Annotated in this window: 18 protein-coding genes and 2 pseudogenes; 7 read left to right on the forward strand and 13 right to left on the reverse strand. The window is 42.7% G+C overall.

Going from position 1 to position 24445, the window contains the following annotated elements; translation table 11 throughout:
• Positions 1 to 10: 10 nt before the first annotated feature.
• The 3 genes from H5125_RS01990 to H5125_RS02000 form a co-directional block, all read right to left on the reverse strand.
• On the reverse strand, positions 11 to 454 hold the full coding sequence (locus H5125_RS01990) for a diacylglycerol kinase (RefSeq protein ID WP_243756311.1): 444 nt from the start codon (positions 452 to 454) through the stop codon (positions 11 to 13).
• 10 nt (positions 455 to 464) lie between these two features.
• Positions 465 to 2132: a phosphoethanolamine transferase gene (locus H5125_RS01995; protein ID WP_259395373.1), complete on the reverse strand. Its 1668-nt coding sequence runs from the start codon at positions 2130 to 2132 to the stop codon at positions 465 to 467.
• 204 nt (positions 2133 to 2336) lie between these two features.
• A complete protein-coding gene (locus H5125_RS02000; protein WP_182743383.1) occupies positions 2337 to 4709 on the reverse strand; it encodes a Tex family protein in 2373 nt (790 codons plus the stop codon).
• Between the two features lie 213 nt (positions 4710 to 4922).
• Here H5125_RS02000 and greB point away from each other — a divergent pair, with 213 nt between their 5' ends.
• Both greB and H5125_RS02010 read left to right on the forward strand, forming a co-directional pair.
• Positions 4923 to 5408 carry a transcription elongation factor GreB gene (gene greB, locus H5125_RS02005; RefSeq protein ID WP_011635724.1) on the forward strand — a complete coding sequence of 162 codons (486 nt, stop codon included), beginning with the start codon at positions 4923 to 4925 and terminating at the stop codon, positions 5406 to 5408.
• A gap of 192 nt (positions 5409 to 5600) precedes the next feature.
• Positions 5601 to 6233 (forward strand): DUF4937 domain-containing protein, encoded by a 633-nt coding sequence (locus H5125_RS02010; RefSeq protein WP_182743384.1) that lies wholly within the window; start codon positions 5601 to 5603, stop codon positions 6231 to 6233.
• A gap of 278 nt (positions 6234 to 6511) precedes the next feature.
• Here H5125_RS02010 and H5125_RS22105 read toward each other — a convergent pair.
• The 6 genes and pseudogenes from H5125_RS22105 to H5125_RS02035 form a co-directional block, all read right to left on the reverse strand.
• Positions 6512 to 6662: pseudogene (locus H5125_RS22105) on the reverse strand (IS91 family transposase); the annotation flags it as partial.
• A gap of 58 nt (positions 6663 to 6720) precedes the next feature.
• Positions 6721 to 8667, reverse strand: coding sequence for a MacB family efflux pump subunit (locus H5125_RS02015; protein ID WP_182743386.1), 1947 nt, complete (start codon positions 8665 to 8667; stop codon positions 6721 to 6723).
• A gap of 3 nt (positions 8668 to 8670) precedes the next feature.
• Positions 8671 to 9894: an efflux RND transporter periplasmic adaptor subunit gene (locus H5125_RS02020; protein ID WP_182743388.1), complete on the reverse strand. Its 1224-nt coding sequence runs from the start codon at positions 9892 to 9894 to the stop codon at positions 8671 to 8673.
• Positions 9895 to 9961: 67 nt separating this feature from the next.
• On the reverse strand, positions 9962 to 10837 hold the full coding sequence (locus tag H5125_RS02025) for a YbhB/YbcL family Raf kinase inhibitor-like protein (protein WP_182743390.1): 876 nt from the start codon (positions 10835 to 10837) through the stop codon (positions 9962 to 9964).
• 86 nt (positions 10838 to 10923) lie between these two features.
• Positions 10924 to 12360, reverse strand: a complete 1437-nt coding sequence (locus tag H5125_RS02030) for an ATP-binding protein (RefSeq protein WP_182743392.1) — start codon at positions 12358 to 12360, stop codon at positions 10924 to 10926.
• A 9-nt stretch (positions 12361 to 12369) separates the two neighbouring features.
• The gene (locus tag H5125_RS02035) at positions 12370 to 13053 is read right to left on the reverse strand and encodes a response regulator transcription factor (protein ID WP_162022055.1); all 684 of its coding nucleotides are present in this window, start codon (positions 13051 to 13053) and stop codon (positions 12370 to 12372) included.
• Between the two features lie 478 nt (positions 13054 to 13531).
• On the opposite strand from H5125_RS02035, the gene H5125_RS02040 reads away from it, so the two are divergent.
• Positions 13532 to 14311 (forward strand): acetoin reductase, encoded by a 780-nt coding sequence (locus H5125_RS02040; protein WP_101084858.1) that lies wholly within the window; start codon positions 13532 to 13534, stop codon positions 14309 to 14311.
• A gap of 222 nt (positions 14312 to 14533) precedes the next feature.
• Here H5125_RS02040 and H5125_RS02045 read toward each other — a convergent pair whose 3' ends face one another.
• Both H5125_RS02045 and H5125_RS22430 read right to left on the reverse strand, forming a co-directional pair.
• Entirely contained in the window at positions 14534 to 15208 is a 675-nt protein-coding gene (locus tag H5125_RS02045) for a DUF2238 domain-containing protein (protein WP_254439849.1), read from the reverse strand.
• A gap of 379 nt (positions 15209 to 15587) precedes the next feature.
• Positions 15588 to 15682 (reverse strand): annotated as a pseudogene (locus H5125_RS22430) (transposase); the annotation flags it as partial.
• A gap of 94 nt (positions 15683 to 15776) precedes the next feature.
• Here H5125_RS22430 and H5125_RS02050 point away from each other — a divergent pair.
• Positions 15777 to 16616: a DUF417 family protein gene (locus tag H5125_RS02050; RefSeq protein ID WP_182743394.1), complete on the forward strand. Its 840-nt coding sequence runs from the start codon at positions 15777 to 15779 to the stop codon at positions 16614 to 16616.
• A 259-nt stretch (positions 16617 to 16875) separates the two neighbouring features.
• Here the strand turns inward: H5125_RS02050 and acnA are convergent, their stop codons facing one another.
• Positions 16876 to 19602, reverse strand: coding sequence for an aconitate hydratase AcnA (acnA, locus tag H5125_RS02055; RefSeq protein ID WP_182743396.1), 2727 nt, complete (start codon positions 19600 to 19602; stop codon positions 16876 to 16878).
• 92 nt (positions 19603 to 19694) lie between these two features.
• On the opposite strand from acnA, the gene H5125_RS02060 reads away from it, so the two are divergent.
• A complete protein-coding gene (locus tag H5125_RS02060) occupies positions 19695 to 21071 on the forward strand; it encodes a lyase family protein (protein ID WP_101084854.1) in 1377 nt (458 codons plus the stop codon).
• Positions 21072 to 21267: 196 nt separating this feature from the next.
• Here H5125_RS02060 and H5125_RS02065 read toward each other — a convergent pair whose 3' ends face one another.
• Positions 21268 to 22077 (reverse strand): RecX family transcriptional regulator, encoded by an 810-nt coding sequence (locus H5125_RS02065; RefSeq protein ID WP_101084853.1) that lies wholly within the window; start codon positions 22075 to 22077, stop codon positions 21268 to 21270.
• A 739-nt stretch (positions 22078 to 22816) separates the two neighbouring features.
• On the opposite strand from H5125_RS02065, the gene H5125_RS02070 reads away from it, so the two are divergent.
• Entirely contained in the window at positions 22817 to 23212 is a 396-nt protein-coding gene (locus tag H5125_RS02070; protein ID WP_101084852.1) for a hypothetical protein, read from the forward strand.
• Between the two features lie 181 nt (positions 23213 to 23393).
• Positions 23394 to 24443: a ubiquinol oxidase subunit II gene (gene cyoA, locus H5125_RS02075; RefSeq protein ID WP_101084851.1), complete on the forward strand. Its 1050-nt coding sequence runs from the start codon at positions 23394 to 23396 to the stop codon at positions 24441 to 24443.
• The last annotated feature ends 2 nt before the right edge of the window (positions 24444 to 24445 follow it).

A 24445-nucleotide genomic window follows, 5' to 3' on the forward strand; every position in this document is an offset into this window, starting at 1 on the left:
TACGAGTCAATTATGCCCATAAAACAACCCACCAAACAATCGCTGCCATCAGCATGCTGAGAAACACAAATGCAGAAGCAATATCTTTGGCGAGCCCAGATAACTCATTAAACTCCAGGCCAATACGGTCAACCACCACTTCTACAGCAGTGTTAACCAGTTCAGCAAACAATACAAATAGTAACGCCAGCACTAACATGGCAGATTGCGGCGCACTAATATTTGCCATACAAGCAAACACGGTTAATGGAATAAACAGCATTAACTCTTGCTGAAATGCCGCTTCATTACGGCACATCCACTTTAAACCATTAAAGGTATGTTTACAGGTATACAGCAAGCGCATAATGCCATGGCGTTTCACCACAATTTTTGGCTGTTTAGTTGCTGCACTCTTTGCCGTATTCTTTGTTACATTATCATCAGACGTAGATGATGAAGCTGAAATTGTCATGAGTATATCCCTAGTTCATTTTACAATCGGTGGTGATATCTAGCTTAGGATCACGTACCGAACTGCTAACACCGTAAAGCCCTAACAATGTATGGAACAAGTTGTCATGTGAGTACGAGCCACTCAATGCATGCTCGGCAACACATTCACGGTCAATTTCTTTAGCTTGTGTGTAGTCTTGTGGTAACCACATAAACCAAGGCACATGAGTTTGTTGGCTCGGCGCAATGCTGTAAGGCGTACCGTGTAAATACATACCACTTTCACCCAACGACTCACCATGGTCAGATAAATACACCAGCGCGACGTTATATTTGTCTTGATACTGCTTAAGTACATTAATCGTTTCTGCCAACACAAAATCGGTATAGGCAATAGTATTGTCGTAAACATTAACAATCTCTTGGTCGCTACAGTTTTCAATGTCGCTGCGGCTACAAGCTGGCGTAAATAACGCTTTATCGGCTGGGTAACGCTGCCAATATGTTGGTCCGTGACTGCCAATAGTATGCAAAGCGATAAATTGATTATCTAAGCCTTTACCCGACAGTGCACTGGCTTGGCTGTCTTGTTGTAATTTTTGGCTGAGTTTTTCAACTAAAATCTCGTCATAACAACTTAAGCCATCACATAATGGATTTGGCTCGCTCGGCGAAATATCAATCTTATTAACGCGGGCCCCAACGTCTTTATCACCGCCATCGTTTTCAAACCATGTCACGTTAACACCAGCGGCGTTAATCACATCAAGTACGTCATTTCGAGCATCGGCAACTTCACGATTGTAATTATCATGAGTGAGGTTTGAGAACATACACGGTAATGAATGCGCGGTAGCCGTGCCACACGACGACACATTTTGTAAGGCAATCATGCCAAGGTTTTCTGTGTACGGGTTGGTATTACGTTGATAACCGTTATACGCCATATTTTCTGCACGGGCAGTTTCACCGACAACAAGTACCATAAGAGTCGGTTTGCCATTCGTGCTAGGGATTAACTGTGCATCTTGACCAATAGGGTCAAAGGTTAATTTTTCAGTAAAGTAACGGTTGTTTAGGTATTTAACCGTATTATAAATATGTGCAGGAATAATCATCTTATTCAGATAATTATTATTGCGCCCCACTGACGCATAGTCTTTGTAAAAAAACAGCACCATCAACCCGACTAACGCCATACTGATTATTGTAAAGCCAGCGCGACGAAGCACTATTTTGGCCAGTGACGGACCACTCGATAATTTGGTGCGGTATAACAAAATAGAAGGCAATACCCCGAGCACCAACACATAACCAATTGAGTGTGAATTGATGTAAGAAAACGCTTCGCCAGAATTGGTTTCAAAAATATTTTCAATCATGCCGTAATCAAACATCACGTTGTACTGCAACATCGCATACATGGCCGCAGATGATGTCAGTAACAACACAATCATCACGGGTTTAAAAACAAATTTAAAAGCAAATAAGCTAAAAATAAGCATAAAACAACTGCTTAATAACAACGCCGGTGACAAAGAAAACAGCACATGACCGTCTGCTGATAATTGATAGATTTTACGGATTATCGGAAAATTTAATACCAAGCCAAAATAGACAGCGATAATGCAGGTCATCGCCTCGTAACTGATGCTCTTTGGGGTGATACTGGATAATGTTTTCGTTAGTAATTTCAATTTTGCCACTCGCAATAAACTCGACTGGCGCTGATATTCAACCAAAACACTTAAGATCTACTGAATAAAAACTGAATTATTGCTGCGGAGCTTTATTCAGTTTCAAAATATAAAAATCAGCTAAAAAAAAGCCCTCACACATCAGTGCGAAGGCTTTATAATCAATATATTAGCTAAATGTGTTTTACCACGCTGTATAATGGGTTATTTCTTTATCTTGGCAAAGGCATCAGCAAACGCATTACCCATAGCCGCATTTTGTGGTGCTTTAACCGGTTTACTGGCTGGTTTATTATGACCAGAACTCTTGGTATTGGCTGAAGATTTACCCGCAACTGGCTTTTTCTGGTAACTATTTTGTGGCTTACCCTGCGACTGTCTGGTTGCTTTTTCGGTATCAATTTTTTCATCAAGACGCATGCTTAACGCAATACGACGACGTTCAATATCCACTTCCATCACTTTCACTTTAACCACATCACCGGCTTTAACCACTGTATGTGGATCACTAACAAACTTGTCGGTTAACGATGAAATATGCACTAAACCATCTTGATGCACACCCACATCAACAAAGGCACCAAAGTTGGTCACGTTGGTGACTACACCTTCTAAAATCATCTCGACTTTAAGGTGTTTCAATTCTTCTATGCCGTCTTTAAAAGTAGCCGTTTTAAACTCACCACGAGGGTCGCGTCCGGGCTTGTCTAGTTCGGCTAAAATATCATTAATGGTCGGTACACCAAATGCGTCGGTAACAAAATCGGCAGCATTAATCTGTTTTAACAAATCGCTATTACCAATCAGTTCAGTTAATGGCAATTGCTTAGCACCAGCAATCGACTCAACTAGGCTGTACGCTTCTGGGTGAACAGATGACGAATCCAATGGATTATCACCATTACGGATACGTAAAAAACCAGCAGCTTGCTCATAAGCTTTAGGCCCTAAACGAGCCACACTCAAGAGCTGCTTACGATTGGTAAATTGACCATTCGCGTCACGAAAATCAACCACGTTTTTAGCTAAGGTTTTGGTTAAACCAGCAACTTGAGCTAATAGCGGCGCCGATGCCATATTTAAATCAACACCTACAGCGTTAACACAGTCTTCAACGACGGCATCAAGCGACTGCGATAACTGGCTTTGGCTTACATCATGCTGATATTGTCCTACGCCAATTGCTTTGGGTTCAATTTTTACTAGCTCTGCTAGCGGGTCTTGTAAACGACGCGCAATTGATACTGCACCACGAATTGACACATCAAGATTAGGAAACTCATTAGCGGCAAACTCAGAGGCCGAATATACCGATGCGCCCGCTTCACTCACAATCACTTTGGTCAGCGTCGGATGCGTTTCTTTCACGGCAGCGATTAACTCGCCAGTCAGTTTGTCGGTTTCACGCGAGCCAGTACCATTACCAATCGCAATAATTTCAACTTTATGCATGGTCACTAAATTACTTAAGGTACGAATCGATTTGTCCCATAAGTTTTGTGGTGCATGTGGGAAAATTGTGGTGTGGGCCACCAGCTTACCGGTGTTATCAACAATCGCGACTTTCACACCAGTACGGATTCCAGGATCGAGTCCCATAGTTGCTTTAGCACCAGCAGGAGCCGCCATTAATAAATCGCCCAGGTTACGGGCAAACACTCTAATGGCCTCTTCTTCCGCGCTTTCACGCATCTTAGCAATAAACTCTGTTTCCATTTGCAAGGCAACTTTAATCCGCCAAGTCGAGGTCACTACCGTTTTCAACCATTCATCAACGCTAGAGTTAGTCAGTTCTAACTTAAAGTGATCGCTAATAATCACTTCACAATAACTGCCCTCTGTCGCTTGAGTATCGGGATCGGCGTTCATCGACAGGCTTAACATGCCTTCGTTACGGCCGCGCAACATGGCTAAAGCGCGGTGAGATGGGATTTTACTCATCAGCTCATTATGCTCGAAATAGTCGCGGAATTTAGCGCCTTCTTTCTCTTTGCCTTTTACCATGCGGCTTTCAAGCACAGCTTGCTGTAATAAATGCTGGCGCACTTTACGCAGCAACTCTGCATCTTCAGCAAAACGCTCCATTAAAATAAAACGCGCACCATCTAGTACCGCTTTAGAATCGGCAAAACCCGCATCAGGATTAATAAACTCAGTTGCTTTACTTTCTATATCTAATTGACGATTGGCTAGCACTGCATCTACAAGCGGCTCAATACCCGCTTCGATGGCTATTTGGCCCTTAGTACGACGCTTTGGTTTGAATGGCAGATATAAATCTTCAAGGCGGGTTTTACTGTCGGCGTCATTAATCGCTTGAGTTAACGCTGGGGTTAATTTTCCTTGCGCATCAATGCTCGACAACACCACTTGGCGGCGATCGTGTAACTCACGTAAATAACCTAAACGAGAAAACAAGTTACGCAACTGAGTGTCATCTAAACCACCGGTAGCTTCTTTACGATAGCGCGCAATAAACGGCACGGTGGCGCCATCATCTAATAGCGCAATGGTCGCTGTGACCTGTTGTTCACGGACATTAAGTTCTTGAGCGATAATCTGGGCAATATTATGCATAATCAATCGAATTCGACATGGTTTAAAATAAAATTATGCCAAAGATACCATAAAGACCACCAGTTCGCTGCTAGTACGAAAGGCTTTATGATGTCTTTATAGATAATCGATAAAAAGAATGCATCATCGGGCATGAAGTGCTAAAACACAGATGATAATATTACGGCTTATAGAAAACCTCACCGTTCTTCGACCACATTAAGAGTAAACCGCGTGAAAACTAAGTTAATCACTTTAGAAGGCTACAATAAACTCAGAATTGAGCACGACTACCTGTGGAAAGAACAACGTCCTGAAGTCACTAAAATTGTCACTTGGGCGGCTGGTTTGGGTGATCGCTCCGAGAACGCTGATTATACTTTTAATAAACGTTTATTAAGGCAAATTGATCGCCGAGTTCGCTATTTACGCAAGTTATTGCCAGAACTCAAAATCGTTTATTACGCACCAGAGCAAGAAGGCAAAGTGTTTTTTGGCGCCACGGTTGAAATTGAAAACGACGCCGGTGACATTAAAACCTTTAAAATTGTCGGCCCAGAAGAAATTTACGACGAACGTAAAGACTACATCTCCATCGACTCGCCCATGGCCCGCGCGTTACTCAAAAAACAAGTCGACGATGAAGCGGTAGTGAGCACACCTCAGGGCGATAAAACCTGGTACATCAATAAGATTAGTTACAAACTAGAGCAGAAATAACTTATCCAAGGAAAACGGATTCAAAGGTGCTAATTGCTATGGTTTTGTTCCGTTAAAAAGAAGCATTGAACAGTTAAGCTTTGCTGCTAGCACTGGGCATGGTGACTCCGACACCACAAAGATATTGCTCCCTGATAGATTGAGCTTTGAAAGACCATGTTGACCCATGAACCATCAATATTAGGAACCATTTTGACTATAGCAAAATTGATTATGTGCGAGGTTGATGACGGTAAACAGGAGGCTTTTTCACAAAGTCAGAGTGCTTGGAGTCAGCTGTCGACGTGTAACGGTTTTGTAGGGCAAGCAGGTGGATGGGAAGCATCGTCAAGCACAGCCATTATTTTAGGTTTTTGGGAATCACAGTTTCACGTGAGTGAATTCATGAGCACAACCCACGATGAGATTTATTTAAATAATAAACAACAATCCACTTACCGTCATTGTTCAGTTAATTACTTCGAACTGATTTCAACTATATCTGGCTCAGAGATTGATTTTTCAGGTGCTGGAGTATTAAGAATCGATTACTGCTCAAGAGTACTGGACATTGATAGGTTTAATCGAGATCAACAGCTGCTCTGGAACCCTCAACTGTCAACGCAACCTGGATTGCTAGGCGGTCACGTTTGGCGCCATGTTGAACACCATGACTGTTACTTGGTGGTAACGCATTGGGAATCACCAGCAGCTCATGAAATATACGCAAACAATGTATTGCCAAAATTACGGAAGATAGCCCACACTTCGGAGTACATTGAACAACTATTAGGTAAGGTTGTTGTTCTCGATACAAAGTGGAACGTCACACCCTATAACGGTTGATCACCACAGATGACATTCCATCTAACCAGTTTAAACCGGCATAATCATATTGTAGTTTCCCCCAATAAAACATTATCAATTCCTGAAGGTTTGCTCACCCGTTTATGGGCGAAAGTGTATTTAAGATATGGCCTTCGGCCACTAATGTCGTGGCGCTTCGCCCACACCAGACCAAGAGAAAATCAACGGCTATTCCTTCTTGAAACTCCCAATCGCTACATTAAATTTATTTGAATTACCTACAAACTGATGGCCAGTTTTACTCATTCACTACATTCTGGGATTAAGCAGTATAAGTGAATAGCGAGGTTAAAATTTGCCCCAAGTATGCAGAACCGCCGTGCACCCAAGCTGACTTTGTAAGTGTTTTCGGGTGATCCAAAATTAACTTAACATTTGCCATACTGCTTCAAACTGTGCGCGGTACAATTACTTCGCTTGCTCATCAAAGCCGATAATTTAGGGGGCCATATTTACTTGGCAGAGGTTAGTCTCTAGCAAGTGCATCAACCGGATTCAATTTAGCCGCATTCCGGGCGGGCAGATAACCAAACACAATACCGATTAAGGTCGAGCAGGCAAAAGCTGCCACTATTGACGTACTCGAATAGATCATCTGAAAACTGCTGCCTGTGTAGGTAAATATCATACCGATAAGATAAGCAAGTCCAATCCCCAATGCGCCACCACAAAAACATACCAATACAGCTTCAATCAAAAACTGACGCATAATATCGGTTTGCCTGGCACCAACGGCCATACGAATGCCTATTTCGCGCGTTCGCTCTGTTACTGATACCAGCATGATATTCATTACCCCAATCCCGCCAACCAACAATGAGATAAACGCGATAGCAGATATCAGCAGCGTCATGGTTTCAGATGTTTTTTCAATGCTTTTTCGTATTGTATCGGTATTAATAGTGAAAAAATCTACCGTGTCGTGGCGCATAGTTAATAAACTAATAATGCCTTGTTCTGCCACATCGCTTGATACATTGGCATTTATCCTTACCGTAATATCATTAACATAATTTTGTCGAAGAATACGACCTGACACCGTGGTATACGGTAACCAAATATTCAGTTCATCACTGTTGTCGGACACACTGTCAATCGGTTTTGTTACCCCAATAACACGAACAGGAAGACGACCAAGAAAAATCACACTTCCCAGTGCATCACCGTCAGAAAAAAGAGCTTGATCAGTATTGGCATCAATAACGGCAACTTGTTCTAACGCATCAACACTGTCTTCGGCAAAATACTGTCCCTTAGCAAGCGTATAACCGCGCACACGAAAATACTCAGTACCCACACCTTGAATCGATCCTGTGACGGTTTCGCTAGCATAACGTATAGCCACATTAGCTCTAACGGTTGGGGTAACGCTGTCCACAAAGGGCAATATTTTAAGCGCATTGGCATCATCTGCTGTGAGTGACTTAACCCGTTCAGAGCGGCGATCGCCTCGTCCTGTTCCGGGTTTAATTTCAATGGTATTCGTGCCCATTGAAGCAATATTATCCAAAATAGATTGCTGCGACCCCGCGCCCAGCGCGACCACAGACACCACAGAAGCAATGCCTATAATAATGCCGAGCATCGTCAGAAACGTACGCAAACGGTGATTAGACATGGCTATTAACGCCATTTTTAACGCTTCAAAATAACGTGACCAGTTTATCTTCATACTTGCTTGGGAAGATTGTCTGTTTGCGATTAACGAGTTCGTTACTGCTGGGATACGATTTTGTTTATCGGCAATGATTTCTCCGTCTTTTAGCTCAATAACGCGATCAGCAAATTCGGCAATATGCGGATCGTGTGTCACCAAAATAATGGTGTGGCCGTCCCGATGCAGTTCTTGAATGAGCTTCATCATTTCTTCGCCGCTTTTGCTATCAAGCGCGCCGGTGGGTTCATCGGCCAAAATAATATCGCCACCATTAATTAAAGCTCTGGCGACACTGACACGTTGTTGTTGGCCGCCACTGAGCTGGCTTGGTTTATGATCTAAGCGATCACTTAACCCTAAACGAGTCAGTATATTTTTGGCTTTTTCATGTCGAATTTGCGGCGCCTCATTGGCGTACAATGCCGGTACTTCCACATTGCCTACCGCCGTTAAATCACCCAAAAGATGATAGCGCTGAAAGATAAACCCAAAGTATTCACGTCGCAGTGCAGCCAGTTCATTGTCATCCATACTGGATGTGTCCTGACCATTAATGAAATAACTGCCTGTACTGGGCTTATCTAGACAGCCAAGGATGTTCATTAATGTAGATTTACCGGAACCAGATGCGCCGATAATGGCAATCAATTCACCTCGGCAAATTTGCAGATTAATGTTGTTAAGTACCGTCAGTTCTTGCTCTCCGGCGATAAAAGAACGACTAACACCTTTAATATTTAACAAAACGTCAGCCATGGGTTATAACCTCATCTCTTTGCCAAGACCTGGTGTACGCTGCCCTAGCTTGTTAGCTCTAGATGAATCAGACTTCGTTGCTGCGCCGTCATTAGTTGAAGATTGACCAAGCATAATTTGATCACCTTCGTTAAGACCTGAAAGGATTTGAGCGTAGACTTTATTGTTAATGCCCACTTCAACATCGCGATATTCAATGCGGTTATTGACTATCACTGGCACTTGATACGAAACACTTGGCCTCGTTTTTGTTATCAATATCTGTGATGGAACCAGCAAGGTGTCTTGCGCATTAGCTAAAATAATCGATACCTGCGCTGTCATGCCAAAACGCAATAGGTTGTCTGGGTTTTCCACATCAAACAGAGCGTTGTAGTAAATCGCTTCATCATCGCCAATCATCAATGAGCTGTCGGCGCCGCTAAGCAAAGTTGGCCCAGGTTCAATGGCACGTAATACACCACGGTACTTTTTCGCTGTGGCCCCTAAAATACTAAAATACACTTCTTGGCCCGCACTCACATTGATAATGTCAGCTTCAGACACTTGCGCTTTAATCGTCATTACGTCCAACTGCGCCAGCTCAATAATACTGGGAGTGCCTTGATTGTTATTAACGGTTTGCCCCTCTTCGACCGATACGTAAATCACGGTACCATCAATGGGTGAACGAATCGTGGTGTAACCTAAATTGAGCTTGGCGTTATCGACACTAATGATTGCTTTGTCTTTTTCAGCACTGAGTTCATCAAGCTCTGCCAGATAAACCGCCAATATCGATTCTGCAGAGTCAAAGTCTGATACCGACGCAGCGCCATTAACCAGCATCTTTTTATTACGAGCATATTCAGACTTTGCGACTTTTATTTGAGCCTGCTTTGCCCGATATTGCGCATCAATACTTTGCAATGATGCTTGGGCTTCTTTAAGGGCATTTTGTTGAGTTAAGTTATCGATTTGAGCAATCAAGTCGCCCTGCTTTATGTTTTGACCAACATTCACGGCCATTGTTTCGATTAACCCCGATACTTGAGCGCCAACATTGACTAATTTAGACGGATAAAGCACGCCGTTTGTCAGGACTACTTTTTCGATGTTGCCGCGTTTAACCACATCGGTGGTAAAGATAGGTTGCTCCTGTTGAGCTTGAGTGTACTTGTACCCTACAACGGCAACGATTGCGCCAAGGGTAATAAGCAACAAGGTGTTTTTAATGTTCTTTTTCATGTGTATCTCTTGATGTCTTTTGAGTGACTGAATTTATGCTAACAATCTTGTAATAACGAATTTGCGTTTATTTGATGTCAATAACAGCAGCCGTCGTCGAATTCAAAGTGGGTTTACACAATGGCAAATCTGACAGCGGATCCATGCTGTCATTATGTGGCCGAGCTTGTTCCGGATGAGGTTGTTGCGGATAAGCCTGTTGTGAATCAGGTCGTTGTAAATGAGGTTGTGGTAAATGAGCCCGCTGCGGTGTTTGACAGTGCCGTTCAAAACTCACTGTCAAGGAGTCCGAGTCTAGTACAAAACCTTGCATGCTTTGTCGAAGCGATATTGCAGACACAGGGGCTGACACAGAGGCAGATACTGGGGCTGACACTGGGGCAGACGAATCGATATCTAACGATTTGGATAGTGCATAAAGATGAAAAGTATACACTTTTTGACCAGGCCCTTTAGAGCATGGCGGTGCATACTCGTTACGATTATTCACCGTATTACTGCCAAATGAACCAACAGATTGCTTTTCTTTACTGCCAGAACCAATACCAGAAGCTTGCGCCGGAATATTGTACGCAGTCCAATACCACTTGAGTTCTTCAGGCTGGTTTAGTTTAGGTGCCTTAGTGTCACCTTGAGGTGGAGTGCCTTTGTTATTGTCAGCCGAGTCAGCCTTTGGTGCGTTCTTTTCGTTGCCTGCGACATTGTTTGTGAAATGAGGCTTAGGCATGTGATCCATGATCACTACCAATGACTGGGTTCCGTCTGGTACTCCGCGCCAACTTAATGGTGGTGAAATACCCTCTCCCTCACAGGTAAATTCAACTAGCAATGTCCCATTATCGGAAAATGCAGGACTGGTGAGTTCAAGTGACGGCTTGGCATTAACGGCGGTTGCACTGAGCAACGTCAAAGATAAAATGGCGCCAATAATGTGGGTATTCATGGCCTAATCTCCAATACACTTAAGTTAACGATTAATGAGTTAACTTAAGTGTATCGATTAGGCTTCGCTGATGGATGACAATGTTGTCATTTAACGATGGGTAACAACAGCCGCATCGTCACAACCTCAATATCACTGGGCTCAAGCGTAAGATCGCCACCATGCGCGCGAGCGATTTCTCTGGCTAAACTTAACCCTAAACCACTGCCGGATATGCCTTGGGTATGAGCAGGCTCTCCGCGGTAAAAACGATCAAACAGTTTGGCCCTGACCTCGTGAGATATCGGCAGACAAAAATTGCTAATAACCACTTCTATAGCAGACTCGTTTTGGCGAGCGTGGATAGTGACACCTTTGTGATGAAGGCTATAACGCATTACGTTTACGAGCAGATTATTTAACAGCTGCTTCAGCAACACAATATCGCCTTTAGTGATTAAACCTTTTTCAATAACACAATCAAGCTCCAGTTCATCCGACAGCAAGGTCATATCGGCAATCAACTCATCGACCAATTCAGTGATATTTATCGGTTCAAAATGCAACGCCATAGAGCCAGAATCCGCCTGTGATAACAGCAACAATTTACGGGTAATAGCCGACAAATGCCCTACTTCATCAAGAATGGTATTGAGATCCAATAGCGATGGGTTTTCAGACAACACAGCTTGTTCAAGCTTACCTCTTAGCACTGTAAGTGGTGTTTTTAGCTCATGAGCGGCATCAGCCGTAAAACGAGAAACTTGTTGAAAACTGTCCTCTAGGCGATCGAGCATCATATTGTATGCATCAATCAACATTTTGAATTCTTTGTCTTCTTTATGCTCAGGCAAGCGATGGCTAAGATCTTTTTGGGTCACCTTATCCATGGCTTTATGTAATCTGTTTATTGGTTTAATGGTATTGGTCGAGATAATCCATGCGCCTAGAATACTGAGCAGTAATGAAAAAGGAATAACCACACCCAACGCGGTCAGCAAGGTATTCGTTAACTGATTTGTGGTGGCTGCAATATTCACAGCGATAAAACTTTGTTGCTTTGAGGTTTGAAATAAGCTCGCTCGCCATCGGTTTTGCTGATGTTCAAAAAAGGCCAGCTGACAAACCGCGTCGGCTTTATTGTTGTGGGGTAATGTGAGTGATTCAGCGCGTAGCCAATTTAAGCGACTTATCACGCCTTGTACGTCTACACCGTCTGGCGCGGTTAAAAAACCTTGCTCAGCAGAACCGACAGACAGCATTAATTGGCTAGGTGAATTGACTCGTAACTTGTCCGCTAAATCAGTCATTAACCGATCACCCGAAAGGGGTGTATCGTCTGAATCTCTTATATTCATTGCAGAATTATTGACATCATGCAATGTACGTTTGCGTATTAAGCGTTTTGCTTCCATACAAAGGCGAGAATCGAGGTGAGTCAATTCAACGCTCATAATACTCGACCAACTTAAGCTGATAACCAACGTAAGCACAGCGGTTACCGTTAAAATTGATATGGCAAAAATACGAGTACGAAAATGCATATTAACACCTTATCGAATGCTTAAGCGATAACCTGTGCCGCGGACAGACTCAATGGCGCCGACCATTTTTCCGGCCTTCTCTAAAGAAGCCATCTTACTGCGGATACGTTTAATGCACACATCGACAACATTGGTACAAGGATCAAAGTCGTATCCCCAAACATGCTCCAACAACTGCCCCCGGGTTAACACTTGGTTGGGTGAACGCATTAAATGTTCAAGCAGGCTAAATTCTCGACTAGTAAGTTCGACCGATTGTCCCTGACAATTAAGGCTGCGATTAATACAATCAAGTTGCAATGCGCCTACCTCGACAACATGCTGTTGTGTGCCGCCATGTCGACGTAATAAGGCTTGAATGCGAGCATGCAACTCTTCAACATAAAATGGTTTAGCTAAGTAATCATCTGCGCCCATGTCTAACCCTTGAACGCGGTCACCCAATTCATTACGTGCCGTAAGCAGAATAATGGGTGTATCGACACCTTGTTGGCGCAGCGAACGAAGAATATCCAAGCCATCTCTGCCCGGAAGCATAATGTCGAGAATAATCACATCATAAGTATTGTTGCTTGCCGCCTGATAACCTTGATTACCATCGGCACAATGAGTGACATCGAAATTTTTGGCACGCAAACCTTCACAGATAAAATCTGCAATTTTTTGTTCATCTTCGACAAGCAATACGTTCATTGAGTTTTATCCTTGGGAAACACTTAAAAGTATCTCACCTGACGCATCGCACTCGCAACCTATATGACAACATTGTCATTTAACAGATTAAGACTGGCCATACAGGATAAAATTTCAACAACCTAATGAGAGCGGAGTAGATAAACAGCATTGATGTTCGAAGGGTGATTCAATTTTATCTAGCATGCTAATTAGATATTAAAGGTATTGACCGAAGGAGGCGGTTACACATCCTGATGATGTTGACCATTGATTAGTGTAGTATTTTTAAACTAAAAGCATGATATCTAAATGCTCCTCACTAATATTGAAAGGTCATTCTTAGAGATTAAACATGTTTAATTTTCAACCATTATGCTGACTCGAATTGATCTACATCTAATTTTATTGCTCTACGTCCTTGTAAACTGATCATTCAATCGTTATCTGGAAGGCTATAAAAAGGTCTTCCTTATCTATTATCAAAAAGGAGTCAGATATGTCATTACAAGGAAAAGTCGCGCTAGTCACTGGCGCAGCTCAGGGCATAGGACGTGCCATTGCACTTCGTTTAGCAAAAGATGGAGCAGATGTTGCCATCGTTGATCTAAACGAAGAAAAAATGCTCGCTGTATCTCTTGAGGTCGAAGCCCTAGGTCGAAAATCAACTACTTTTAAAGCTGACATTAGCGACCGGAAACAAGTTTATGCCGCTATAGACCATGTAGAAAAAGCCTTAGGTGGATTCGATATTATGGTGAATAACGCAGGTATTGCGCAAGTTCAAGCCATAGCAGATATTACTCAAGAAGAAATGGATAAAATCCAAAAGATCAACGTAGACGGAACCCTTTGGGGTATTCAAGCCGCGGCAAAAAAATTCATCGAGCGCAAGCAAAAAGGCAAAATTATCAGTGCCTCTTCCATTGCGGGCCATAACGGGTTTGCTTTACTGGGCGCATATTCGGCGACTAAATTTGCAGTGCGTGCGTTAACTCAGGCTGCAGCACAGGAATATGCTAGCGCAGGTATTACAGTCAATGCTTATTGCCCTGGTGTGGTCGGAACCGATATGTGGGTCGAGATTGATAAACGCTTTTCTGAAATTACTGGGGCCCCAATAGGTGAAACCTATAATAAATACGTGAAAGGCATTGCCCTTGGTCGTGCGCAAACACCTGTAGATGTCGCCAACTTTGTTTCATATTTAGCGGGTCCAGACTCTGATTACATGACAGGTCAGGCGCCGCTGATCGATGGCGGTATGGTTTACCGTTAATAATAACCAAATGGTCCCGAAATGCAGGATTGTGTATTTTGATCTGTCTTGGGTATATGGTTTAAAAATTGTGGGCTCATATTGAGAGTAACAACATAGCCTGCAGTTTTTAGCTCTGTGATTAACAACCATGTGAACATAGGCTGGACTCTAATCAGTACCCATCTTAGGTGAGCATGTCTATTGCTAGGCAAGTTGCACACTAGGGCTTTAATTTCCTGCTTAATATTCTTTATTTTTTACTGTTAAACTTAATGTCCATTGTTCTCGAAAGTCTTTCTGAATACGTGAATGGATAAAAAGAGTTATCGCCATCGCTATAAAACCGCCAAGACTTGCCAGGGCCATATCTTTATGTGCATCCCAAACATCTCCCTGTGTACCTAAATACGCCATTCCTAGCTCGCCACCAAATGCCTCTGCGGCGCCCCACTCAATCAATTCATATAGCATCGATGTTGCCATAATAAGATTTAAAGGCGTTAAATAGCTCCAAAAGCCTTTCAAACCAGCAATCCGACAATACAAATCTCTAACAGGATATGCCAATAAAAGACCGTATGCCAAATGAATCAATCTATCAAAATTGTTCCTGGTCCAGCCCATATATTCATTAAGGCTAAAGTTAAAATACGACGTTAAAAATGCATCATAGGGAACATTGGAATAAGTATAATATGAACCTATTTCATGCAAGCTCATAAAGGCAAATATCAAACTATAAGAGAGTCGCGATAATGGGCATTTCTTATACGTAAAAAAAATGAACATGGCAGATAAGACAACGAGTACATTTTCAAGCGCCCAATCGGCTCGATCATAAGGCGATATAGAAATAACTAGGAATTCAATACCAAAGATGACTGACAGAATGAGAAAGTATCGTTTATGTTCCATAATATTTTTAGCCATTGTGAATTAACGGTAATCTTACTAGGGAGTCAAAAGTCTGCTGTAGATCCCTCACCCATACCCTTTGGGACTCAACGCCGTGCAATCTCTCACTAACGCGAGGGCTACTGAAAAATAATAAACTCATTCTTTTAAATGCTGCATGTAAAATAACGGATTTTGCTTATATTGATGGATTGATCAACCCATCAATAGGCTAAAAGACTTAATATTGCCAGCCATTTTTAATGCTCATTAACTTAACCTCTTTCAATCAACATTACGATAGGCTTTTTATGACAGGCCAATATAGTAATTCCAACTCAGCAGAAAAATTTGATATCAATCAATTAAAAATAAAGTAGTTAGCTTTAAATATTAGTCGTTAAGCGCACAACCAGCGCTGGCAGTTTGATGACCTTGTCGTCTTTTTCGTTCGAGATGTTCACAATATTCAGTTAATGCAGCTAACGCCCCTACTGCGCTTTAAATAATGAGTGTTTTGCTAGGTTGGGTGAAATGTTTTATCGGCTTGTAAGGTCTTTGTAGGTCTTAACGAATACATGGAAATACAATGAACTTAAAACACATAAACAATGCACTTACTTTTTTGCTCTTACTGAGCTTTTTACTGCTTGGGGTTTCGTTTGCTTTAGGTGCAAATCCTAACGCATTAACCGCTACTTTTAGTTTCTATGGGCTTGATACGTTAATAGGTGTAAACACATTAGGCTTGTTAACGGGCTCAACTATGCTCGCACTGGTCGCAACAACCTTAGCTGCGCATTTAAAATTAATAAAGCCTACAGCGGCACTCGTGTTAGCAATAATAATTAGCATAGTGCCATTGCTAACATTATTTGCTAGTAACCGCTGGATGGAGCAATTAGGCGGTTTTCCGATAATAGGTAGTGGGCAAGGTATTATTAAGTACTTTTCTATATTGCCTATTTACTTGTTTTTATTCTGTAAAAGTAAACTTAGCGACAAACAGCACGTACTTTTAAACTTTATTCCTGTTGCTATGGTTTTACTATGGATTGGCGGCATGAAGTTTTATGAATTTGAAGCAAAAGCTATTGTAGGCCTTGTTGAAACCTCGCCATTTATGTCATGGTTGTATGCTTTACTTAGTGTGCGAGGCGCTTCAAACGTAATAGGTGGGTTTGATGTTTTATTCGCTGTGTTATTAGGTTTTGGACTGTTTTTAAATAATAAGAAGCTAATTATTGTAAGTAGCCTAGCGTGTTTAAGCGTGTTTTTAATGACCCAAACATTTTTACTATCTGCACCAAATGCATTTAGTTCAAATACTTTATTAGAGCGTTTAGGTCAGTTTGTAATTAAAGATCTATGGTACATAGGCAATTTAATTGTTATTGCGACTTTAATGATATTTAAACCGGCTAAGTAACTATATGCCCTTATGATCAGTAGCAACCGACACAAAACGTAATGCATCATGCTTCGATTTACGCTTAAACAGGACTGAAAGTATTATGTTTTCCAGCATATTGGTTGATTCGGGATGCAAATAGATACAATGATCAAACAGTAAAAAAATAGACCCATGTTGTTAAACATGGGTCTATTTACAGGGTATTTACACGTTATCTAAAGCAGTTAATTACTTCGCTAACACCTCGCTGACTGAGCTAAACGATCTAGCTAAATTACCTCGCTAAATTACGTAATACATAATGCAAGATGCCGCCATGTCGGTAATAACTAAACTCATTAGGGGTATCAATGCGGATTTTAGCTTCAAACGAATGTTGCTTACCCACTTTGTCGGTCACTGATACATTCACGGTTTTCTGCTCGGCGCTTACCGCAGGAATACTAAATTGCTCTTCACCTGTGAGGTTTAGCGATTCTGCACTGTCATCAGGCATAAACTGCAGTGGCAAGATACCCATTCCAACCAAATTAGAACGGTGAATACGCTCATAACTTTGCGCGATAACCGCTTTTACCCCCAACAATGCAGGCCCTTTGGCCGCCCAGTCCCGCGAGCTACCGGTGCCATATTCTTTACCTGCCAGCACAATACAAGGCGTACCTTGTTGCTGATACTGCATAGCGGCATCAAATACTGTCATCGACTCACCGTTAGGCATTGAACGTGTCCAACAGCCTTCGGTTCCCGGTGCCAGCAGATTTCTTAGCCTTACATTGGCAAAGGTGCCACGCATCATTACTTCATGGTTGCCACGGCGTGAACCGTAAGAGTTAAAGTCCTTAATGGCGACTCCAGCTTGCTGTAAATAGTCTCCGGCAGGGCTGTCTGGTGCAATAGATCCCGCAGGTGAAATATGGTCGGTAGTGACCGAATCACCTAACTTAAGTAAACAACGGGCATTGTCGATAGCCATAATTTTCGGTATTTCGGCACTGATCCCGTCAAAAAATGGCGGCTGTTTAACATAGGTGGAATCGGGCCAGTTATATTTTTGGCTCTGCACCACCTCAAGCCCTTGCCAGTCTGCGTCGCCGCTGTATACATCGGCATAGCGGGAAACAAACATCTCACTTTGTACCGCGCTGGCCATGACCTGTTGGATTTCCTGATTGTCAGGCCAGATATCTTTTAAATAAACCGCATTACCATCAACATCTTCGCCAAGTGCTTCTGTGACCATATCGGCTTTCATATTACCGGCCAATGCATATGCCACCACTAATGGCGGCGATGCTAAATAATTGGCTTGAACTTCTGGATGGATGCGGCCATCAAAGTTACGGTTGCCCGATAACACCGAACACACCTTTAATCTGCCCTGTTGTATCGCTTCACTAACGGGTTGAGGTAAAGGGCCGGAATTACCAATACAAGTGGTACAACCGTAGCCAACCAACTGAAAACCTAAGGCATCTAAATCGACATTAAGACCCGATTTTATTAAATAATCTGTCACCACCTGTGAGCCTGGTGCAAAGCTGGTTTTTACCCAGGGTTTAACCTGTAAGCCTTTTTTACGCGCATTTCGGGCCAATAATCCCGCGGCGATTAACACCGATGGATTAGAGGTATTAGTACAACTGGTTATCGCCGCTATCACCACCGCGCCGGCTTCCAGCACAAAGTCTTTATCTCGATAACGGCAAGCAACACCAGTACTACCATCGGCAACGGGGACTTGCACCGATGGGCCACCCTCGCTTGCCAGCTCGTCTTTACCTTCGGCGTCGATGTGGCTAACAGGGATCTGACTATCCAACCACTGACGGAAACTGACTCCAGCTTGCTCAAGTGCAATTCTGTCCTGTGGCCTTTTGGGGCCAGCGATAGAAGGCACAATACTGCCTAAATCCAGTTGTAAGCTGGCGTGATAACAGGCTTTGTTGTCGGATGCACTGGCCCACATACCCATCTGTTTAAGATACGCCTTGATCAGCGCGATATGCTCTGGATCACGACCAGTAAGCTTTAGGTAATCTAGTGTTTGTTGGTCAATCGGGAAAATGCCACAAGTAGCACCGTATTCTGGCGCCATATTGGCAATGGTCGCCCTATCGGCCAAGGTTAATTGATCGACACCGGCACCAAAAAATTCAACAAACTTACCTACCACGCCAAATGAGCGCAGTTGTTCGGTCACGGTTAACACCAGATCGGTAGCGGTAACCCCTGGAGGCAATTTACCGATAAATTCAAATCCGACAATTTCGGGTAACAACATCGTCACGGGTTGGCCTAACATCGCGGCCTCAGCCTCAATGCCGCCGACGCCCCAACCTAATACCCCCAAACCGTTGATCATGGTGGTATGAGAATCGGTTCCGACTAAGGTGTCTGGATACAATAGGTTATCTTCATCTTCTTTGACAAAGACCACTCTCGCCAGATATTCCAGATTGATTTGGTGCACGATACCGCGCCCGGGCGGTACCACTTTAAAGTTGTCGAAGGCTTGCTGACCCCAACGCAAAAACTGATATCGTTCGCGGTTTCGTTGAATTTCAATGGCAGTATTTTTTTGCAACGCCCCTGTTTCGGCAAATACATCGACCATCACTGAGTGGTCAATAACCAGCTCCACCGGGTTCAGTGGATTAATGGCGTCGGCATTGCCGCCCAATGTCACGATTGCATCACGCATAGCGGCCAAATCGACGACTGAAGGTACACCGGTAAAATCTTGTAGAATGACTCGAGAAGGGACAAAGGCAATTTCGGTTTCAGACCAGTTATCCAGATCCCAGCGGGCCAAGATTTCAATATCCTTCGGCTGGACAAATTCCGAATTTTCATAACGCAGTAGATTTTCTAATAATATTTTTGCCGCAAAGGGTAAGCGGGATAAATCGTAGTGTTCTGCTAGTCGATCAAAGCTGTAATACCGGAAAGTTTTGTCATTACTTTCAATCTGTTTCAATAATTGCATAGAATCGTTCATTACTGATCTCCCTATAAACGTTTACTGGCACTTCCTGCTAAGCTTAGTGAACACACTAACATATCCCAATCAAAAATCGAGTCGAAAACCTTATGAGTAAGATACGTATAGAATATGACAGCATGGGGAAAGTTCAGGTGCCAGATGATGTTTATTACCAGGCGCAAACTCAACGTGCACGAGATAACTTTCAGTTTTCTGAGCGACGCTTTCCGTCGCTAGCAATACTCGCCCTACTCGACATAAAATCAGCTGCAGCACAGGCTAATAGCCAACTCGGCTTGTTAGATAACGCTATGGCCAAAGCAATTCAACAAGCGATTATCGCCAGTAAGAAGCTTGATTTTTCGCAGCACTTTCCAATTGATTTGTTCCAAACAGGCTCTGGCACCAGTTCTAATATGAATGTTAATGAGGTGATTGCCAGCCTCGCTAGCGACATTTTACAGGCAAAAGTTCACCCTAATGATCATATTAATATGGGTCAAAGCAGTAACGATGTGGTGCCCGCCTGTATTCATATTAGTACGGTTAGGCAATTAAAGGGCTTATTATATCCGGCCATTCAGGGCTTAAGTGACAGATTAACGTTTTTGGCCGATGAGTATTCAAATACAGTCAAAACTGGTCGCACCCATTTAATGGACGCCATGCCGATTACACTTGGCCAAGAACTGCAATGCTGGCAACAACAGCTAAACGGTGCTCAAGCTAGGGTACAGCAAGTAGCGCTGAGCCTGCATCATTTGCCATTGGGCGGCACTGCGGTGGGCACTGGCGTTAATTGTGACCCCAATTTTGCCAAACTTGCATGTGATGATTTACAACAGCAAGATCAGATCCCTTGGCAGGCGGCGCCAATCCCTGCGTTGTATATGAGTAGCCAAGATCACACCTTAGCCATGGCTTCGGCGCTCAAAGGGTTAGCGGTTACGTTATTGAAAATCGCCAATGATTTACGCTGGATGAACTCTGGCCCTGTTGCAGGACTACAAGAAATTAGCTTAACGGCGCTGCAACCGGGCTCATCGATAATGCCCGGTAAGGTTAACCCCGTTATCCCAGAAGCCGTAGCCATGATTGCCGCTGAAGTCATCGGCAATGAAGCAACCATCACCATCGCGGCACAATCGGGTAATTTTCAGTTGAATGTGATGCTGCCACTGATTGCCGACAAACTACTGTCCAGTATTGATTTATTAACCCATGCCTGCCAAGCAATGACCGATAAAGTGTTTGCCGAATTTAAGCCCAATGCAGAACATTTGACCCAGGCATTAGAGAAAAACCCCATTCTAGCTACCGCACTTAATTCAGTAGTGGGGTACGATATGGCCGCAAAAATTGCTAAACGAGCAGATAAAGAACATAAATCAGTATTAGCCATTGCGCTTGAAGAAACCGATTTAGACGAAGATAAACTCCAAGCGATACTCGACCCGTTGCATCTGGCAAAACCTAATGAATAGCAGCCACCAAACTGACAATAGTTGGGTGAATAACATAAATTTGAGATGTTAGATGTTAGATGTTAGATGTTAGATGTTAGCTGTTAGCCATCACTCAAGTCGGTAAAAGTGCAATGGTGAATGAAAAATCGTGAGCAGTGAGCCGTAAGAAGTCTGCCGATATCCGTTGTCTCAGTGATATCGGCGGTAAACGTTATTACTCGTCATCTAGCGTCATTGCCTCTTTTATTTCATCACTGCCAAATCCTTTACGGGATAAATAGGCATACGCTTTCGACTTTTCTTTATAGTCCGCTAAGTTATAGCGTTTCTTAGCCAGTTCATTTTTGCAGCTTTGATAAAAATCGACGTCTTCTGTTAGCGTTAGTTGGTACAAGGTTTCTTCAAAGTCGCTTACATCAATCAGTCGCTGCTTTAATTCCTGCAAGATAAGGGTTTTACCTTTGCCTTTATTAAACAGTTTGATTATTTCAGTGGTTAAATCGGCTTTGTCGGCTTTGAGGGCTAATTTACTGCGCAGGGTTTCACGTTGTGGATGTTGTGCTAATGCGTGATCAATTTCAGCCCGAGAGAAACCTTTTGTGGTCATCTGGGAATAGACTTTTTCTATGTTGGTACCATAGAAGTTTTCAAACCGACTCAGCAATCGCGATGTGGCTAACTCAAAAAGGTCCACTGTTTGCTCGTGCATCACTTGTTCTATCGCGGTATCAATCTCTGTAGCACTTACGCCGCGCAGCTGTAACTTACGTCTTATGGCACCAATACCGATTTCATTACTAAAGGCTAACTCGCAGTAACGTACCGCAAAGTCAAAGTCACTTTTTAAATAACCGCCCTCGATGAGTCTGGCGAGTACGGTATCAATCCATTGTTGATTGTCGGTTTTACGCTCAAGCTTGGTGCGAATTTCGTTAATGGTAAAGTCTTGCTGGCCAAGATGCCAATAAGCACTATTAAAAACGTTATCGATGGTTTTGGCTTGACGTAGTGGTGGACGCTGCATAAAAATTAATCTTACCTTAACATAATCAAAATGAGTGTAGCAGTTCAGTCAGTTATTGAGAAAGATCTAGATATTTCATTGTTTAAATGATTTAAAAACCCGCCGTTTATAGTGAATGAAATGCAGCTTTTTAAATGGATTATAGAGTTATTTATCGATGGAGACTTGTTGTACTAAAGCTGCATCATTAGTCACTTAGCAGCATTATCCGCAACGGAACATCAATGGATAGAAGATCTTTATACTCGAGTCATAAGACGATTATTGCTTGTCTATTTGACGTTGCTGAACTAGCAGTGACAGCCGCTAATAACCTTAATAGATAATCTGCTGTCCCCCAAGTATTTATTGCGATATCGATTGGTAACAATACAGAAGCCAGAAAATATTTTAGATCGAAAAAAATATGATCCTCACACCCCCTCAAGGGCGTATCTATGGATGTTAGGATTGTTGAATTAAGGCGCTTGTATCTGATGACATCCACCCATCTATATTAGGTGTATGGATCACAGATTTGTGATTTTTGAGCTATCGACAAGTAACAAAACAGTTAAACATGTAAATAAACAGTATAGATATTGTTCGAATTCAAGTTTATTTAATAATTCCGCTGTTTTACTACTCTGATTTACTTTCAATCAATAGCGCCTTCTTGTTATTCTCCTGCCAATGAAAATCGTCAGCTGGATCTATTGATTCAACTACCCACTCCTTTGAGCTCGTTTGGAATCGTTTCTTGAATCTAACTCTTTGCCAATACCTAGCTAAGCCGCTTAATCGCATCGCAAGGCTGTCTAAATTGAGTAAAGCACATTTAACGTTGTGTTTCGGGTTACTGTTGCTGCAACCCTTAGCTGATTCATTATCTATGTCGATGGGGCATGTCGTCGATATCAGTGAATTTATTGCCGTTGTTGACACTTTACTAGCTGAAGTTATGGGCGCTAGCTTTCTGGGCCTACTAATATTAAACCCATTGGTGATCGAGCAATTTTGGCGTTTATTCAATCTCAATTCTACATTTTGTAATCTTCTTGCTCTTAGCTACGCGCTAAGTGCCTTATCTGTTGTTGCCCCTAAATCCCTTGAATACACGGCACACGGTTGCCGCGCTCCTCCTCTACAAGCTTAAATATTTTAATTTAAATACATCATTCGCAAAATCTATATTGCCTTAAGACGTACGCCAAAATCACTGTTAATTGATTTGAGCGAGTCCTTTGGTGCAGTTATTTGCATTCGATGATTATTCTGCAACTGCCGATCCCCCAATTGGTAGCGTAGTAAGCTTTTAAGGTGAGAGGAATCTTCCTTTGTTAATTCGAAATTTAAGTAAACCAGCGCTAGCTGCATTAGCATTTATGCTCGCAGGCTGTGAAGGCGGCGTGCTGGATCCCAAGGGTCAAATCGGTATAGATGAGAAGCATCTCATTATTGTGGCGACATTACTGATGCTGATTGTGGTTATTCCGGTGATTTTCATGACCTTGTATTTTGCCTGGAAATACCGTGATGGCCGCGATGAAGAAATTTATGCACCTAAATGGGCGCACTCAACCGCCATTGAAATTGTGGTGTGGGTTGTACCAATTGTTATCGTGATCATTCTTGGTGTTATCACTTGGAATTCGACCCATGACTTAGACCCCTATAAACCGCTTGTTCATGATGCTAAACCGGTAAAAGTTGAAGTGGTGTCACTGGATTGGAAATGGTTATTTATTTATCCAGAATATGGTATTGCTTCGGTTAACGAATTGGCCTTCCCTGCGAACGTGCCGGTTAACTTCAAAATCACTTCAGACACGGCAATGAATTCATTTTTCATTCCGCAGTTAGGCAGTCAAATCTACTCAATGGCTGGCATGGCGACCAAGTTACACCTTATCGCAAACGAGCCTGGTACTTTTAAAGGTATTTCAGCTAACTACAGTGGCGCTGGTTTTGCGGGCATGAAGTTTAATGCCATTGCGACTGCAACAGCCGGCGATTTTGATGCGTGGGTTGCCAAGATAAAACAACAAGGGAATACCTTGGATGTTGAGCAATATGAGCAACTAGCTCAAAAGAGCGAAAATAATCCTGTTCAATATTATGGGTCAGTGCAAAAAGGCATGTTTAACCACATTGTTATGCAATACATGCACCCTGACTCGAATATGAAACCAATGGACAGTATGGAAGGCATGGAAGGTATGCATGACATGGGCAACATGAAATCAATGTCTGGTATGGAACATACCGAACATATGAAAGATATGCAGCATATGAAAGACATGGACGCTGAACAACATTCTGGACTTTCATCCTCTACACACTCAACCACAGAGCATTCTTCGACTGCTTCTGGGGAGGCGGAGTAATC

Origin of the sequence: Shewanella sp. SR44-4, assembly GCF_014163715.1 — a bacterium.
In the GTDB taxonomy this organism is placed as follows: Bacteria; Pseudomonadota; Gammaproteobacteria; order Enterobacterales; family Shewanellaceae; genus Shewanella.

What these genes read in the sequence shown, in the direction of transcription:
- H5125_RS02065 (WP_101084853.1), bottom strand. Translation starts at nt 22,077, where the DNA reads ATGCAGCGTCCACCACTACGTCAAGCCAAAACCATCGATAACGTTTTT.
- H5125_RS02060 (WP_101084854.1), top strand. Translation starts at nt 19,695, where the DNA reads ATGAGTAAGATACGTATAGAATATGACAGCATGGGGAAAGTTCAGGTG.
- acnA (WP_182743396.1), bottom strand. Translation starts at nt 19,602, where the DNA reads ATGAACGATTCTATGCAATTATTGAAACAGATTGAAAGTAATGACAAA.
- H5125_RS02045 (WP_254439849.1), bottom strand. Translation starts at nt 15,208, where the DNA reads ATGGAACATAAACGATACTTTCTCATTCTGTCAGTCATCTTTGGTATT.
- H5125_RS02030 (WP_182743392.1), bottom strand. Translation starts at nt 12,360, where the DNA reads ATGCATTTTCGTACTCGTATTTTTGCCATATCAATTTTAACGGTAACC.
- H5125_RS02000 (WP_182743383.1), bottom strand. Translation starts at nt 4,709, where the DNA reads ATGCATAATATTGCCCAGATTATCGCTCAAGAACTTAATGTCCGTGAA.
- H5125_RS01990 (WP_243756311.1), bottom strand. Translation starts at nt 454, where the DNA reads ATGACAATTTCAGCTTCATCATCTACGTCTGATGATAATGTAACAAAG.
- H5125_RS02015 (WP_182743386.1), bottom strand. Translation starts at nt 8,667, where the DNA reads ATGGCTGACGTTTTGTTAAATATTAAAGGTGTTAGTCGTTCTTTTATC.
- H5125_RS02025 (WP_182743390.1), bottom strand. Translation starts at nt 10,837, where the DNA reads ATGAATACCCACATTATTGGCGCCATTTTATCTTTGACGTTGCTCAGT.
- H5125_RS02035 (WP_162022055.1), bottom strand. Translation starts at nt 13,053, where the DNA reads ATGAACGTATTGCTTGTCGAAGATGAACAAAAAATTGCAGATTTTATC.
- H5125_RS02050 (WP_182743394.1), top strand. Translation starts at nt 15,777, where the DNA reads ATGAACTTAAAACACATAAACAATGCACTTACTTTTTTGCTCTTACTG.
- H5125_RS02040 (WP_101084858.1), top strand. Translation starts at nt 13,532, where the DNA reads ATGTCATTACAAGGAAAAGTCGCGCTAGTCACTGGCGCAGCTCAGGGC.
- H5125_RS02020 (WP_182743388.1), bottom strand. Translation starts at nt 9,894, where the DNA reads ATGAAAAAGAACATTAAAAACACCTTGTTGCTTATTACCCTTGGCGCA.